At 44.2% G+C, this 15,317-nt stretch carries 14 protein-coding genes; 8 read left to right on the top strand and 6 right to left on the bottom strand.

The annotated features are described in order from the left end of the window. Positions 1-499: 499 nt before the first annotated feature. Entirely contained in the window at positions 500-3,040 is a 2,541-nt protein-coding gene (locus G8O23_RS00525) for an outer membrane beta-barrel protein (RefSeq protein ID WP_166360619.1), read from the bottom strand. A 282-nt stretch (positions 3,041-3,322) separates the two neighbouring features. Between G8O23_RS00525 and G8O23_RS00520 the strand changes: the two genes are divergently transcribed. From G8O23_RS00520 to G8O23_RS00485, 8 genes are all read left to right on the top strand, one after another. Beyond that, positions 3,323-4,108: a hypothetical protein gene (locus G8O23_RS00520; RefSeq protein ID WP_166360617.1), complete on the top strand. Its 786-nt coding sequence runs from the start codon at positions 3,323-3,325 to the stop codon at positions 4,106-4,108. Continuing rightward, complete coding sequence (locus tag G8O23_RS00515; RefSeq protein ID WP_166360615.1) at positions 4,105-5,112, top strand: S41 family peptidase; 1,008 nt, start codon at positions 4,105-4,107, stop codon at positions 5,110-5,112. Before G8O23_RS00520 ends, G8O23_RS00515 begins: the two co-directional genes overlap by 4 nt. A gap of 7 nt (positions 5,113-5,119) precedes the next feature. Continuing rightward, positions 5,120-5,908, top strand: coding sequence for a 2-oxo acid dehydrogenase subunit E2 (locus G8O23_RS00510; RefSeq protein WP_166360613.1), 789 nt, complete (start codon positions 5,120-5,122; stop codon positions 5,906-5,908). A gap of 2 nt (positions 5,909-5,910) precedes the next feature. Then, complete coding sequence (locus tag G8O23_RS00505) at positions 5,911-6,423, top strand: GNAT family N-acetyltransferase (protein ID WP_166360611.1); 513 nt, start codon at positions 5,911-5,913, stop codon at positions 6,421-6,423. Between the two features lie 92 nt (positions 6,424-6,515). Beyond that, entirely contained in the window at positions 6,516-7,685 is a 1,170-nt protein-coding gene (locus G8O23_RS00500) for a class-III pyridoxal-phosphate-dependent aminotransferase (RefSeq protein WP_166360609.1), read from the top strand. Between the two features lie 145 nt (positions 7,686-7,830). Then, positions 7,831-8,970, top strand: coding sequence for an AAA family ATPase (locus G8O23_RS00495; protein ID WP_166360607.1), 1,140 nt, complete (start codon positions 7,831-7,833; stop codon positions 8,968-8,970). 20 nt (positions 8,971-8,990) lie between these two features. Continuing rightward, entirely contained in the window at positions 8,991-10,055 is a 1,065-nt protein-coding gene (locus tag G8O23_RS00490) for a serine hydrolase domain-containing protein (protein WP_166360605.1), read from the top strand. Between the two features lie 37 nt (positions 10,056-10,092). After that, the gene (locus tag G8O23_RS00485; RefSeq protein WP_166360603.1) at positions 10,093-11,073 is read left to right on the top strand and encodes a 1-aminocyclopropane-1-carboxylate deaminase/D-cysteine desulfhydrase; all 981 of its coding nucleotides are present in this window, start codon (positions 10,093-10,095) and stop codon (positions 11,071-11,073) included. 78 nt (positions 11,074-11,151) lie between these two features. On the opposite strand, the gene rsxA is transcribed toward G8O23_RS00485, so the two are convergent. From rsxA to rsxC, 5 genes are read right to left on the bottom strand one after another with little or no spacing between them, the layout of a single operon-like run. Next, on the bottom strand, positions 11,152-11,724 hold the full coding sequence (rsxA, locus tag G8O23_RS00480) for an electron transport complex subunit RsxA (RefSeq protein ID WP_166360601.1): 573 nt from the start codon (positions 11,722-11,724) through the stop codon (positions 11,152-11,154). 8 nt (positions 11,725-11,732) lie between these two features. Further along, positions 11,733-12,323 (bottom strand): electron transport complex subunit RsxE, encoded by a 591-nt coding sequence (gene rsxE / locus G8O23_RS00475; protein WP_166360599.1) that lies wholly within the window; start codon positions 12,321-12,323, stop codon positions 11,733-11,735. Beyond that, complete coding sequence (locus tag G8O23_RS00470; RefSeq protein WP_166360597.1) at positions 12,320-12,898, bottom strand: RnfABCDGE type electron transport complex subunit G; 579 nt, start codon at positions 12,896-12,898, stop codon at positions 12,320-12,322. The genes rsxE and G8O23_RS00470 overlap by 4 nt, the downstream gene beginning before the upstream one ends. Then, positions 12,891-13,895, bottom strand: coding sequence for an RnfABCDGE type electron transport complex subunit D (locus tag G8O23_RS00465; protein WP_166360595.1), 1,005 nt, complete (start codon positions 13,893-13,895; stop codon positions 12,891-12,893). The genes G8O23_RS00470 and G8O23_RS00465 overlap by 8 nt, the downstream gene beginning before the upstream one ends. 26 nt (positions 13,896-13,921) lie before the next feature. After that, positions 13,922-15,256: an electron transport complex subunit RsxC gene (gene rsxC, locus G8O23_RS00460; protein WP_166360593.1), complete on the bottom strand. Its 1,335-nt coding sequence runs from the start codon at positions 15,254-15,256 to the stop codon at positions 13,922-13,924. Positions 15,257-15,317: the final 61 nt, after the last annotated feature.

Here is a 15,317-nt window from a genome sequence, read left to right as displayed (position 1 = left end):
TTCAGGCAGGCTTTAGGGGCAAAGGGTTAAAAAGGATGAAAATCAGCATTTTGGGACTTATGGAGAGGATTCATTGTTTAATTTCTTAAGGTGCAGATGCCTGCATACGCAGTAAGACAGAGAACACCGCATTGATGGTCATTCTCAATTGAGGTAAAGCCTTTACCATAGATGTTGCTTAAGATATCTACGCAATCGCTACGCAAAGCTGTACCTTGCAAATACCTAAACAGCAGTACTTCATTAATATACTAAGGCTAAGGCATATAAAACAGAGAAGATATAATCCTTAGCAAAAGTCAGTAAAAAACTATTAAAAGCATAGGGGTATTATAAATTGCTCACAGGATGGTCTCTGTTGCTTAAAATCTAGGAATTTTGAAAAGTATACAAAATGGGTAAATATTTGTTCCATTAATAATATTCAATTCCAGTTAGGCCCTGCTAAATGACCAACTGTTTTTATGATTTATGAAAATCTATCACTATATAACACCCACTAAAACTCATCCCTACCAAACTCACTACCCGTTTTCTTGGCTTGCCCTTTCCAGTTCAGATCATAGGATATTGCCAACTCGGCAATTGGTCCATACCAATAGTATTCAGTATCCTGATAAAATATTTGGGTTCCGCTGGAATCGTAAGCACGAGTGCTCAACTCACGAGTATTGGTATTTAAGATATTTAATGCACGTAGAGTAAAGCTCCATCCGGTGAACTTTACTGGAGAGTATTTCAACGCAGCATTGGCCAAATAGCGCATCTCGTTTTGCCCCTGGGCTGTAACCTGCGCCGAACGCATATCGAAATCGGCATTAAAGCTTAACGCCCTACTTACTATTATATTTAGATTCCCCTTTAGGCTCCACGAGAGAGAGCGATTATCCTCCTGATATCCAAAAATATCGGCCTGTACGTGGTAATCGTATAGCGAGCCGCCAACAAAAAGTTTAGTTTTGTCCCCAAGCTCCATATTGGCATTTAGCTCAGCACCCATAGCCGTTGTATTGCCCGAGTTTGTGAAGCTACGAATTAGAATCAGATCATCGTCGTAAACTGTGTTAACCCTAAAAACGGCATTGTCGACCCCACGGTAAAAACCGATTAGGGTAAATCGCTGCTTATCGAAAGCCTTGCTATACGACAATTCCACATTATTGATGTACTCAGGCTTAAGAGCTGGGTCGCCAACTAGGTAAACCTCTAGGTGTCGGCGGAAAAGGAAAGGTGCCATATTCTTAATGGGTGCACGACTAATCCTTCGGCTAGCGGCCAACGAAACATTATCGGACTCGGAAATTAAGTATCCCATGTGCAAGCTAGGGAACCAGTCGAGCTTTTGCTGGATATGCCTATCGGTTGTGGCCCTATCGAAAATGCTAAAGTAGTCGGGGTTATCAATATTGAGCTCCTGATCGGTGTACTCCAATCGCAGACCTGCCTTGTAGCTAAGGTTGCCAAGGCTCCCGCTGTAATCGACATACCCTGCATAAATACCACGGGTTAAATCAATCTGATTCTCAAATTCTGTGTATGCCCCCCAGGTGTTGGTTGTAATATTTAGAGTGTCGTAGTCAAGCCCCCCAGCAATGGCAAAGAACTGGGGCTGAAGCCCCAAGCTAAGGGTTTGCCCATTATCGAACTTCTTGCTAAAGTCAGCAGAAAACCTAAAACCATCCAAAGGGGTATTATCCATCTGGTTGTAGTGTAGCAAATGGTTACCTAGCAAACCTGTGCTCGGATTATAATCGATATTGGGGTTGTTAACGCTGTGGGTAAGCACCGAATGCTCGTACAAACCCGATAGCGTAAGCGTTGTAGACTCATCAAATCGGTAGGTGTAATCGGCATTAATGGTATGGAAAGTACCCTCGCGAATGCCCTCGTTGGGATTAAAAATCCAATGCTCGTTGGTTGGCACCCCTTCAACAGGATTTTGGTCTCTATCGGCAGTAAAAATATTGTATAGATACATAGCCTTACGCCCCTCGGTGCGGGTTCCATAGTAGTAGGATGCCGAAAGTTGGGATTGCTCCGAGAGGTTTGCTTCGAACCCCAAATTTGCCGATAGATTTTCGTACCACTCTGGTTTCAAACCCGAGGCAATCATATGCTTGTAGGTACCATTCTCTTTATTGAGGATTCGTGCCGAACCCGACCGTTCGCTATTTACATCACGCATACTGTAGTTCAATCCACCAAACAACAGCCAGCCATTATTGCCATAGGTAAAGTTTAATCCACCGCCATAGCTATTATCCGTGAGGTTGTAGCCCGACAAATCATCGGTTCGGTTGCCCCAGGGAGCGCCCCCCAGCAAACCATTTGCCGAAAGCGAAAAGCCTTCAATCCCTGTTGATTTTGTGGTTATATTAATAATTCCACCCTTACCCTGCGCATCGTACTGTGCTGAGGGAACGGTAATAACATCGATACTTTGGATATTGTTGGCCGAGATTTGACCCAGCAGCATCGATGGTTCCATTTGGGTGGGGCGACCATTGAGGTACACCATAAAATCGGTGGTACCACGAACAGACACCTCCCCATCGGGCGATACAGAAACCGAAGGAAGACGGTTAAGCACATCGGTAGCCGAACCGCCACGGGCGGTTTCAAAATCCTCGGCTCTATACGTACGCCGGTCCAACCTATTCACCACCGTTCGGGCCATTGCGCTAACCTCTACCCCATCGATATCTACCGATGAGGGCGAAAGCCTGATTGGGGCTAACGATACATTAGGGTTAGAACGTGTAATCTCAATATTATCTATATCTTGCGAAACGTAACCTATAAACGAAAAGGAGATACGATAGCTACCCGCCGCAACCCCGATAATGGAAAACTCACCATCCAAGTTGGTGGTAACCCCTGCAACAGGGGTATCGCTGGTTCCTTGGTAAAGCGCAACTGTAGCGAATGGAACACCATCTGATGTCTCGCTATCGATAACAACACCCTTTATTGAACCCGATTGAGCCATTGCCACAAAATGCGCTGATAAGACAAGTAAAAGAATCACTAATCTGTTCATATTTCTATGTATCATAAAATTACTCTATTTAAAACCTGAAGATTTTGTTCACACTACAATCAACAGATATGAACAAACTTTGTTCAGCTTTTTTATGGGTGCTATCCAACTCCTACCCCACCCTTAGGTTGAGCCATTGATCCATTTCCAGACAGTGTCTGTTCGATAGTGAACACCCTAGGTAAAGCAAGTTCAACATAACTATCTAAATGTATGAACCAACTTGATTGTGGCATATTCTTTGGTATTAGGCTTGACGGAAAATAATTACCTTTACCATCAATGAAAAGATATCAATTTTTACAATTTCTGATTTGTCCAATGTTACTGTTTGCTACACAAACCTACGGGCAAACCCAGCATCAAATTAACACTAGCCTAGGAGTAGGACAAACCGCACTGCGCGACCAAAGCATGTCGCCTTTAGCATACGTGGGTTATGGACTGGCCGGTGGGCTTTCGTACCAGAGGCAAACCGATAGCAAAACCAAGTTTTTCCAACTCTCCTTTAGTAACCTTGGGATTAGCAACTCATCGGGCAATTCATGCTCATTCACAAGTTTTGCTTTTAAAAATTATAGCTTATACGCTATCCCCAAAGAGTCTAATTACCACTTGGCATTGGGTTGGTCCAACAACAACTTCCTGAACTACTACCAAAACCACGGCTATGGTAATTTTAGTGAACGGTCGAACTACTTCACAACATTTGGTTTTGCGGCCCTCCTTGCCAAACGATTCACCCTACTTAACCGAGGTTTTATTGTGGAGATACCAACCGACATTCAGCTACTGGGTTTCTACCTCCGTCCATCCTACGTGTCGAACTCGCCCGAGGGCTACCTGAACCCCGAGAACTCAGGATTTGAAGGATGGTACAGATCCATTGAGGCATTTCTTCCGCACCATTCCTGGAACCTTAGCATAAACCCTAGGATTTCCTTCTTCTTTAAATCGGGAAACTCTGTTTCGTTAGCTTACCAATACGAATTTTTGAGAATCAACAATCCCGAACCCATTTCGCAAAGCAATGGATTTTGGCACGTAAGCATAAGCACATTACTATGAAAAGAATATTTATTTTAGCCCTAATGGCTATTGTTATATCTGGTTGCGCCAAACACTTCCTGGCTGATGACCCTGAAAGCAACCCCCTAAGTAACTTTGAGCATCTTTGGCACGAGCTAAACAATAAGTACTCGTATTTTGAGTACAAATCGATTGACTGGAACGAGATCTATAGTACCTATCGCCCTATGGTTTACGAAGGTATGAGTGATAAGGAACTATTTGATGTGATGGCCAGTATGCTATACGAGCTAAACGATGGGCATGTAAATATTACTAGCCCTTTCGACCGCAGTAGGAACTGGAACTGGTTTCTCGACTATCCGGCAAACTTCAACGAGAACATCATCTACAGAAACTATTTAGGCTCAGACTATAAGATTACAGGCCCCCTTCACAACCAAATTATCGACGAGGCTCTCTACGTTTACTACTCTTCGTTTGGCAGCTCCATTTCAGAAGCGAACATCGATGAGTTGATAGATCGTGCCCAAGGACTGAACGGGATAATTATTGATATAAGAAGTAACGGGGGAGGCTCATCAAACAACGCAGTGGCTTTGGCATCGGCCTTAACAGATCAAGATTTCGATTATGGTTATAGCCGAGTTAAAAATGGCTCCGGAAAGGACAATTTCTCCCCATGGAGAAAGTTGAGTATCTCACCGCGCTCCGGCAAGCGTTTTACAGGGCAGGTGGTTTTGCTGTGCAACAGGAACTCATACAGTGCATCGAACCTTTTCGCACAAATGATGAAGTCACTACCTAACGCCATGCTAGTGGGCGACAATACAGGCGGTGGTGGTGGAATACCAGCGTATGGAGAACTCCCCAATGGTTGGATCTTCAGATTCTCAGCAACCCAAACCATAAACCCACAGGGTGAACATATAGAGAATGGCGTACCAGCTGATATCATTGTTGAGCTAAGTCCCGTTGATGAGGCAAATGGCATTGATACCATTTTGGAAGCAGCTTTGAGCATTCTGAAGTCGGATAAGTAGTATTATTATGAAATCTGTTGCCAGTACCCAAAAAATTCCAACCTCACGAGTAGCCACCTTCGATGTTTTTTCGATAGGGCTTGCCAAGCATCATGTGGCTGCAATACTAGAGTTCGATGTTACCAATGCCCGAAAGAAGATTAGAGAGCTTAGGAAGACTGGGGTTAAAGTATCTTTCAATGCGTGGGTTTTAAAGGTTATCGCCACCACGCTGGAGCAGCATCCCGAAGCTGCTGCGTTCCTCAAGGGTAAAAGGGAACTGGTTGTTTTCAACGAAATAAACATCTCTTTCTTAGTGGAGAAATTGATTGACGGGAAAAGAGTTCCCCTACCCATTGTTATTGAGAGATGTAACTCCAAAAGTGTTACTGAGATAACCAGCGAAATTGAGAAATCAAAAGCTCTATCCTCGTCATCATCAGATATTGTGCTAAACAAAAGGCCATCCCTTACCGAAAGGTTTTACTACCATCTACCTGGGGTTCTACGACGGCTGGTTTGGAAGGTAATTCTACGCAATCCTAGATTTGCCTATGGCAAAATGGGAAACGTTTCGGTAACCTCGGTGGGAATGATGGGACAGGTAAAGGGTTGGTTTATCCATAGGGCAGTGCATCCAATATCTTTTGGTATAGGGTCGGTTCTAAAAAAACCCATGGTTGTGGGCGACGAAATAAAAATCCGAGAGGTTTTGAATGCCACTATTCTTCTCGATCATGATGTGATTGACGGTGCCCCAATGGTAAGATTTATTAAGGATTTATCAGGAAAAATTGAACGAGCAGAGGAACTCTAGCGATGCAGATTCGAAGGGCAAACACAAAAGATATTTACAACATAGCTGTGCTTAAACAGCAAGTATGGATTGCCACCTATGCCGAGGAGGGGATTAGAACTGAATTCTCAAAATACGTGATGAGTGAATTCACCTATGAAAACATTAAAAAAACATTAGAGGATAAAAGCCGAGTGATGCTAATTGCCGAAACGGAAAGCCATCTCTTAGGGTGTATAGAAATTGCTTTGAACGAGAAATGCCCTGTTGAAATTGAGATTGATTGCCCCGAAATAGCGGTTCTTTATGTGCTGGAAAGGTTTAAGGGGAAAGGCATTGGAAGAATGCTTCTTGAGAAATCTTTTGAGCATATGCAAAGTCTAAATTACAAAGCAGCATGGCTTACCGTTTACCATAAAAACTTTAGCGCATTGGAATTCTACCAGAAAAATCAATTCAAAACTATTGGCTCCACCAATTTTGTTATGGATGGGAATAAATATGAAAACAAGGTTTTGCTTAGAATTTTAGATTAATATGATACATCCTTGTTTGCAAAACACAAACACTCTATTGATAAAATAACATACATGGATGATCCATCATACAATTGAAAATTAATTTTATTATGATGAAAAACATTATCTGGACAACAGGCCACCAGCTTAAACTCGACAACATTGTCGACTCTAACAACTGCTACATTATTGACAATAACGGAAATCGTTACATCGATCTAGAATCTGGTGTATGGTGTACTTCCGTTGGGCACAACAACAAGCGTGTGAACCAAGCAATTGCCAGTCAGATTGGTAGAATAACCCATACGGGTTTTGTGTATTGTCATCCAATTATAAGCGAGGTCTCAGGGAAAATTCTTGAAATTGTTGGATTGAAAGGTGGCAAGTGCGAATTCCTTTGCTCGGGCAGCGAAGCAGTAGAACTGGGCATGCGAATAGCCAGAGCCGTATCCGACAAGCCACTGGCTCTCACCTTCAAGGAATCGTACTTTGGAGCCTACGGCGATGCAGCGCATAAATCAGCCGACAGCTGGTTCCTTTACGACAGGCTCAACTGCGGATGCAATAACGGTGAAGATGGTTGTACGGGCCAATGCGACGATTTTGAGAAAATCCCTTTCGATAGAATAGGTGTCTTTATGCTAGAGCCCGGCAGCTCATCGGGACTAGTCCGGTTCCCCTCAAAATCGCTAATTGAGAAGATAGCTGAAAAGGTTCACGCCAATGGAGGAACCGTAATGTCCAACGAGGTTACCACTGGTATTGGTCGCACAGGTAAATGGTTTGGCTTTCATCACTACCCCATTCAGCCCGATATTGTAGCCATGGGCAAGGGCATTGGCAATGGCTACCCAGTAAGCGTTACGGCAATTTCAGGCGGAATTGCCCAAAGGTTGGAAAACGTAAAATTCGTATACGCCCAATCGCACCAGAACGACCCCCTTGGGGCATTTGTTATCAAGGAAGTAATAAGCATTATAGAGGATGATAATCTACTACAAAAATCGCAAGAATTAGGTAATTTTCTGCTTAATGAACTGCTAAAGATAAAGAATGATTACCCACTAATTAAAAGCATTAGGGGGCGTGGACTAATTCTTGCCATAGAGTTTAAGAGCAATGCCCAGGAGATGTACGAGGAGCTATTCATTAGGGGTTTCATTCTTTGTAAGCGTCCAAATACTGAGGTGTTGAGGTTGGACCCTGCATTGACTATTGAAAAGAGCATTGTTGATTCCTTTCTAGGCGCATTTTCCGAAATCATTAAAAAGTTCTAAGTTTGCTTTAAGGCTTAACCATTAGCAATCCGTTGGGCAAGGTGAATACTTAATAGTAAAGCATTCACTTCAACTAACATTATGTTACTAACATTATGTTTGTAACATTATGTTAGCTATATTTGCATTATTATAAAATTGTGCAATGGAAATTAAACCAATAATAAACCCCTTTTCTACTGCTGGCTATCATGGCGAGTTATACTTTTGCGACCGAGAAAAGGAAACTGAGTGGCTCTTGAGTAATATCGTAAACGGGAACTCATCCACCATCATCTCCATCCGTAGGCTAGGAAAAACAGGCTTAATCCATCATGCCCTAGGCAAGCTGCCCAAAAACTACAAAGGTATATACATTGACATACTCCCAACAGAAAGGCTAAACGATTTGTTCGGTTTACTGTCATCCTCACTTATTCAGTCAATCAATGAAAACACCTCATTTGGACAAAAGATATGGAATGTAATTAAATCATTTCGTCCAACGGTTTCATTCGATTCACTATCGGGACAGCCCCAGGTAAGTTTCGACCTTAAGCCTAGCGAGGCTGAAAACAGTATATCCTCCATTCTTCAACTAATTAACAGCCAGCCCTACCCAACAGTGATAGCAATTGACGAGTTTCAGCAAATCGCCAGCTATCCCGAAAAAAACTCAGAGGCTTGGCTGCGAGGAATCGTGCAACAGCTAAACAATGTGGTTTTCATATTTTCCGGAAGTCAGCAGCATTTAATGAGCGAAATATTCTCATCGCCCAAGCGTCCATTCTACAGAAGCACCCAACTTCTGAAGCTACAGAAAATTGATAGAGATACCTATGCCGATTTTATAGTTAAACAGTTTGAAATCAACAAAAAAAGCATTGCCAAAGAAACAGCGGCGGAGGTATTAAATTGGTGTGACACGCACACCTACTACGTGCAATTGCTTTGTAACAAACTCTTTGCAGCAACCCATAAGGTTGCAAAAACGGAGCATTGGAAACAACAGGCCAACGCATTGCTCATGGAGCAAGAGCCATTCTTCATTAACTACAGGAATCTGCTCACTACGGCACAATGGAGGCTGTTTAAGGCAATTGCCTCTGAGGGCATAGTTTATCATCCAACCGCAAGCGAATTTATTCGCTCTCACAACCTATCCGCTTCGGCCTCAGTAATTCGAGCCCTTAATTCACTCCTAGGCTATGAACTGATTTACAGGGAAACAACCCCAAATGGAGAGACCTACTATAAAGTTTACGATATCCTATTCCAAAACTGGGTTAAGGTTAAAAATCATTAGAATACTAAGCAACTCTAAACATGAACACAAAACTCAACGAAACATTTCTCAACCAAACAGTTGAGAAAATGGTAAAAAGCAAAAAAGTATTCAGCGCAGCCCTTTGCGTTGAGGATGGCAGCGGGACCTTTGCGTGGCACGGAGCGGCAGGCGAAATGGGCAAAGACGATACGTACTTTATTGCCAGCGTTACCAAACTATACGTAACCATTGTTGTGCAACGCCTAATCGACGAGCAAAAGCTAAGTTTGGACGATAAAATAGCTAAATATCTACCTGCTGAAATGGTAAAGGGGTTGCATATTCTAAAAGGAACTGACTACTCCAACCAAATCACCATAAGGCATCTTATATCCAACACATCGGGAATTCCCGATTACTTCTTCCATAAGCAGCCAAGCGGAAAAACTGCTGCCGATGAATTGCTGGCAGGAAAGGACGAAGCATGGGATTTGGACAAAACCATTGGGCTAATAAAAAACCTAAAGCCAAACTTCATGCCTGGGAAAAAGGGAAAAGCAAATTATTCCGACACGAATTACCAAATTTTAGGCAGGATAATAGAGATTGTAACTGGCAAAGCCATAGGTGAGGTTTTCAGGGAGTATATATTTGAGCCATTGGGTCTAAGAAACACCTACGCCTACAGCGACACTTCCGACGATACGCCAACCAAATTCTACTACAGAAATAAGGAGCTGTGGATTCCCAGGTATATGGCCTCTGTTACGGTTGAGGGTGGTATTGTTTCAACATCAAAAGAAGTGATGGCCGTAATCAAAGCATTTTTCAATGGAACCTTTTTCCCGAAAGAGAGGATTAATGAGCTAAAGCAGTGGAACCTACTTTTTGGCCCTGGAATATTCTACTTTGGGGTTGGACTGGAGAAACTCTTCGTTCCCCGCATTGCATCACCTTTCAAGCCCATTGGCGAGGTGCTGGGCTTTTGGGGACAAACGGGTTCCTTTGCCTTTTACAACCCGAAAACAGACCTTTACTTCACAGGAACTACTAATCAAATTAATGGAGCAGGGCATCAGGCTGCCGGAAGCGCTATGAACAAGATTATTCGAAAGGCATTGTAGCCTCACACGTACTCTCAAACATAAAATCTGTAAAAAGATGAATAAGGCAATTCAGGTGTTTGAATCCATCAGCAAGCTTTCCCTTTCCAATCTAAACACCCCCATTGAGCAGTGCAAGAGGATTACCAAAGATTACCCCAAAAGCCCTCGGCTTTTCATTAAGCGCGACGATTTTATTGGCCAGCTGGTATGGGGCAATAAGCTTCGGAAGTTGGAGTATTCAATTGCTGAGGCCATAGCTCAAGGAGCCGACACCATTATAACCTGCGGAGCAGTGCAATCGAACCATGCACGAATTACAGCACAGGTTTGTAAAAGGATTGGGCTAGATTGCATTCTTGTTCAAAATGGAGAGAAACCAAAAGTGGCAACGGGTAACCACAAGGTAAATTTAATGCTTAACGTGCCAATCCACTACGTTTCATCGAGGGAGGAGCGTGACAGCAAGATGAACGATGTGTACAACAACTTGATACGGAGTGGCAAAAAGCCATACCTCATCCCTCTTGGAGCATCCAATGCCGTGGGTTGTCTAGGGTTTGTTAATGCAGCTCGGGAATTGAAACAGCAGCAGGCGGAGATGGGGATTGAGTTCGACTATATCATTCACTCCACCTCATCGGGCGGAACGCAGGCAGGTTTGGAGATTGGCAAAAGGCTTTATGGACTGGATAAAATCAAAATTATCGGCGTTAGCGCCGACAATAGCTTCGACCAGCTAGCCCAGAGCATTAGCAGCTGCGCAGAACCAGTGCTCCAAAGGTTAGGGAATCCGTTTGCGATTGACAAATCGGAACTAACAGTTGACACCAATTTTGTTGGCCCTGGTTATGGCATCGCTTCAAAGGAATCGGCTGAAGCCATAAAATTATTCTCTGAGCACGAGGGCATACTACTGGACAACACCTACACCGCCAAAGCTGCTGCAGGAGTATTAGACTACATTGCAAAAGGTAAAATAGATGTGAGCAAGAACATCCTTTTTTGGCACACTGGGGGTATACTAAGCGAACTCTAGAGAAAAAACAGAAAGGCCATCCGAATAATCATACTGACTAAATGGATGGCCCGTTTTGTTAGGCTGGATTTTTATAAACTATACTATTCCGGCAAACCCCATGAATGCAAGAGCTAAAATACCTGCAACAACAAGTGCTATGGGAGCGCCCTTCATACCCTTGGGCAAATCAACAAGGTCGAGCGACTCACGAATACCGGCAAATACAATAAGTGCAAGGGCAAATCCAACGGAGTTGGCAATGGCAAACACCACGCTCTCCAGTAGGTTGAACTCCTTTTGCACCAATAGAATGGCTACCCCCAGAATGGCACAGTTGGTTGTGATTAGAGGCAGAAATACCCCCAATGCTTGGTAAAGCGCAGGGCTAACCTTTTTTAGTATAATCTCAACCATCTGCACAAGCGATGCAATAACAAGTATGTACGCCACTGTTTGCATATATCCTATCTCAAGAGGCAAAAGCACGTAGTGCATAATCAGATAGGTTACAATGGCTGCAATAATCATAACAAAAGTAACCGCACCACTCATACCTATTGCTGTTTCTACTTTACTCGAAACCCCCAGGAACGGACATATCCCAAGGAACTGAGCCAACACGATATTGTTGACAAAAACAGCCGATATAATTATAATGATATATTCCATGGCTAAATCTATTTACTTTTTTTGGCAAGTCGGTTCATAATTGCAGTGAGGTATCCCAAGGCGATAAAAGCTCCCGGAGCAAGCACAAACACAAGCATTGCATAGGTGTCGGGGAATAGGGTTACCCCAAATACCTGCCCGCTACCCAATATCTCGCGAGTGGCGCCTAGCAGGGTTAGTCCAAACGAAAAGCCTAAGCCCATACCCAATCCATCTATCACCGAGGAGCCCACATTATTCTTCGACGCAAAGGCCTCGGCACGACCTAGAACCAAGCAGTTAACAACAATAAGAGGAATAAACAGTCCAAGCTGCTCATGCAGCGCGGGTAGGAATCCGGCCATACTTAAATCGACCATGGTAACAAACGATGCAATTACCACAATAAACGAAGGGATACGCACCTTAGCAGGGATTTGGTTCTTAACCAGTGATATCACCAAGTTGGCCATTACCAGCACAAAAGTGGTAGCTAGCCCCATACCCAAACCATTAATTGCGCTTGTGGTTGTACCCAACGCGGGACACATACCCAGCAGTAAAACAAACACAGGATTCTCCTTAACAAACCCCTTGGTAAAATTCGTTACCTGATTCATTTAGCACCTCCTTCCTTTACAAATGCATCGTATGCACGTTGAACTGCTTCGCAGTATGCGCGCGAACTTATGGTTGAAGCTGTGATGGCATCGACATTTCCACCATCCTTTGTTACAGCTAGTTTAAACTCATCGGGATGCTTACCTTGGAACTGAACGCTAAAGTCGGATTTTCCGCTTTCCATCTTATCGCCAAGGCCCGGGGTTTCCTTATGGGCAATCACCTCTATGGCGTGTATTGTCCCATCGGCCAGTATACCAACCATTAAATCGATTTGGCCGCTAAAACCATTCTTAGTAAATGTTTGGATTGCCATTCCCACAGCGTCGTCCCCCATTGAAGCAGGATAGAATGTTAGCAACCCGCCATCAACCTCTCGAGTAAACTTATCGGCCGAGGGTCTATTGTCGAACTCGGGAAGAACCAGGCTAATTGCATTATTAATCTTAGCATTTTGTGCATCCTCTATTGGCCCTTTGGTAAAACTGTATACAAACCCTAAACTAGCTGAAGCTAACAAGGTAACTGTTAGAAGGGTTAGGGTCATATTTTTAAAAGTTGATTCTTTAGCCATTTCTCTTCACCTCCTCTCCAAAGCGTGATGGTTTTAAATATCGATTAATAAGTGGAACAAAGGCATTCATAATTAGTATTGCGAATGAAATGCCCTCGGGGTAAGCGCCCCAAACACGGATTACCACAGTAATAACACCTATCCCAATTCCAAATATCCACATCCCCTTGGGATGCATGGGTGAGGTAACGTAATCGGTGGCCATAAATATTGCCCCTAGCATTACCCCTCCGGTAATCAGGTGAAAAATTGGATCGGCATTTGCCTCTGGATTGATTAGCCACAATATCCCTGTGAAAATACCAATGGTTGCAAATATTGAAACAGGAATATGCCATGTGATAACCTTGGTAATAAGCATCCACGCAAAACCTATGAGCAATGCAAATGCGGCTATCTCGCCCAGCGAGCCACCCATTGCGCCCATAAACAGCTGCATATGGCTAGGTATTTGGTCGACAATGCTGCTCATTAGCTCACCCTTGCTAAGCCCTTCTTTAACCACAGCCAGTGGGGTTGCACCTGTTACGGCATCAATATAGCTCATCCTCGACTCAATGGGCAATGGCCAGCTGGTCATCTGCACTGGGAAAGATATTAGCAAAAATACACGGCCTACCAAAGCCGGGTTAAATGGGTTACGCCCCAAGCCACCGAAGCTCAACTTTCCAACCCCAATGGCAACCAGCGCACCAATCACCACAATCCACCAAGGCAGATTTGATGGCAGGTTGAAGGCCAGGATTAAGCCAGTAACCAATGCCGAGCCATCGGAAATGGATGGTTTAACCTTAAGCAGGTATTTCTGAATTAGGAATTCGAACACCAAGCACGACACGATGGAGATTGCGGTAACAATAAGCGCCCCTAGTCCAAAGTAAAACAGCGTAACGGCCAGTGCTGGAATAAGCGCCAGCACCACGTTGTACATCAACCTTGGGGTTGAGTCGCCGCTGTGAACGTGTGGTGATGGAGATACAACAAGTAGTTTGTTCATTATTCTAGAGTTTATATCATCTATTTTTAGTTTTTGCGTGCCCTAACCATAGCGCTTACATCGCCTTTGCCCAAGCGGATGTAGTCGAGCAACGGCAGATTGGCGGGGCAAACGTAGCTACATGAGCCGCACTCCATACAATCGAGTATACGCTCCTCCTCCATCCGCTCAGTCATCTTGCGCTGCGATAGGCGGATAAGAAGGTATGGCTCCAGTCCCATGGCGCAAGCACTGATGCACTTACCACAGCGAATACACGATGGTTGCACCTCTGGTCGCAATGACTCGTTTTCAGGAAACAGTATAACTCCCGAAGTTCCCTTGGTAACAGGCGCCTCAATTGTGCTAAGCGCTTTACCCATCATGGGGCCACCATTAACCACCTTAGCTGTATCATCGGGTAGTCCACCCACAGCCTCAATTAATTTTGATATTGGCGAACCTATTCGCACCATGAAGTTGCCAGGGTTTTCCAACTTTTTACCTGTAACGGTAACTACACGCTCAACCAATGGCTTGTTTTTCTGCACAGCCTCGTATACCGCAAAGGCTGTTCCCACGTTGTGAACCACAGTACCTACCTCAATGGGAAGACTGCCCGATGGAACCTCGCGGTTGATAAGCGCTTTGATTAGCTGCTTTTCGCCTCCCTGTGGATACTTCACCTTAAGGGCATGCACCTCAATACCTGCATATCCAGCAGAAACCTGCTTAAGATGTGCAATGGCATCGCGTTTGTTATTTTCAACACCTATAAGGGCACGCTCAACGCCAAGGGCTTTCTTAAGGATAGAGATTCCCACCATTAGCTCATCGGCCTTCTCGAGCATAAGCCTGTGATCCGATGTAAGGTAGGGCTCGCACTCCACTCCATTAATTATAAGCACATCGGCCTTTTTCCCTTTGGGAACCGATAGCTTAACATGCGACGGGAAGGTTGCTCCACCAAGGCCAACAATACCGGCCTCATTTACCTTTGCAACAATCTCCTCGGCGCTAAGATTGATATCCTTTTTAAGATCGGGACTCCTGTCAATCTCAGCCAACCACTCATCGCCCTCAACGGTAATGGTTATTGCTGGCTTTTTGTAGCCAGTTGAGTCGAGCACGGGATCGAGCGAAGCTACTGTGCCCGATACCGAAGAGTGAATATTAGCCGACACGAAGCCTGCGGCTTTGGCAATAACCTGACCAACCACCACCTTATCGCCTTTAGCCACCACAGCTGCTGCTGGGGCACCAATATGCTGCGATATGGGGATAACTACCTGCTCAGGCAAAGGTAAAGCCTCTATGGTTTTATCGGCCGAAAACTTATTCTCTGGGGGATGTACCCCGCCTTTAGGAAAGGTCTTTAACATACTCACTTGTATTGAATATCGAATGATAAATATCGATTTACGAATGATGAAGTGATCTTAA

Source organism: Perlabentimonas gracilis, from assembly GCF_011174675.1.
GTDB lineage: Bacteria > Bacteroidota > Bacteroidia > Bacteroidales > Tenuifilaceae > Perlabentimonas > Perlabentimonas gracilis.
Note: the sequence above shows the minus strand (reverse complement) of the source record. Positions and strands in the feature narration are given on the sequence as shown.

Bases quoted from the DNA above. Each gene is read 5' to 3' on its own strand.
- G8O23_RS00525 (WP_166360619.1), bottom strand. From the start codon at position 3,040: ATGAACAGATTAGTGATTCTTTTACTTGTCTTATCAGCGCATTTTGTG.
- G8O23_RS00520 (WP_166360617.1), top strand. From the start codon at position 3,323: ATGAAAAGATATCAATTTTTACAATTTCTGATTTGTCCAATGTTACTG.
- G8O23_RS00515 (WP_166360615.1), top strand. From the start codon at position 4,105: ATGAAAAGAATATTTATTTTAGCCCTAATGGCTATTGTTATATCTGGT.
- G8O23_RS00510 (WP_166360613.1), top strand. From the start codon at position 5,120: ATGAAATCTGTTGCCAGTACCCAAAAAATTCCAACCTCACGAGTAGCC.
- G8O23_RS00505 (WP_166360611.1), top strand. From the start codon at position 5,911: ATGCAGATTCGAAGGGCAAACACAAAAGATATTTACAACATAGCTGTG.
- G8O23_RS00500 (WP_166360609.1), top strand. From the start codon at position 6,516: ATGATGAAAAACATTATCTGGACAACAGGCCACCAGCTTAAACTCGAC.
- G8O23_RS00495 (WP_166360607.1), top strand. From the start codon at position 7,831: ATGGAAATTAAACCAATAATAAACCCCTTTTCTACTGCTGGCTATCAT.
- G8O23_RS00490 (WP_166360605.1), top strand. From the start codon at position 8,991: ATGAACACAAAACTCAACGAAACATTTCTCAACCAAACAGTTGAGAAA.
- G8O23_RS00485 (WP_166360603.1), top strand. From the start codon at position 10,093: ATGAATAAGGCAATTCAGGTGTTTGAATCCATCAGCAAGCTTTCCCTT.
- rsxA (WP_166360601.1), bottom strand. From the start codon at position 11,724: ATGGAATATATCATTATAATTATATCGGCTGTTTTTGTCAACAATATC.
- rsxE (WP_166360599.1), bottom strand. From the start codon at position 12,323: ATGAATCAGGTAACGAATTTTACCAAGGGGTTTGTTAAGGAGAATCCT.
- G8O23_RS00470 (WP_166360597.1), bottom strand. From the start codon at position 12,898: ATGGCTAAAGAATCAACTTTTAAAAATATGACCCTAACCCTTCTAACA.
- G8O23_RS00465 (WP_166360595.1), bottom strand. From the start codon at position 13,895: ATGAACAAACTACTTGTTGTATCTCCATCACCACACGTTCACAGCGGC.
- rsxC (WP_166360593.1), bottom strand. From the start codon at position 15,256: ATGTTAAAGACCTTTCCTAAAGGCGGGGTACATCCCCCAGAGAATAAG.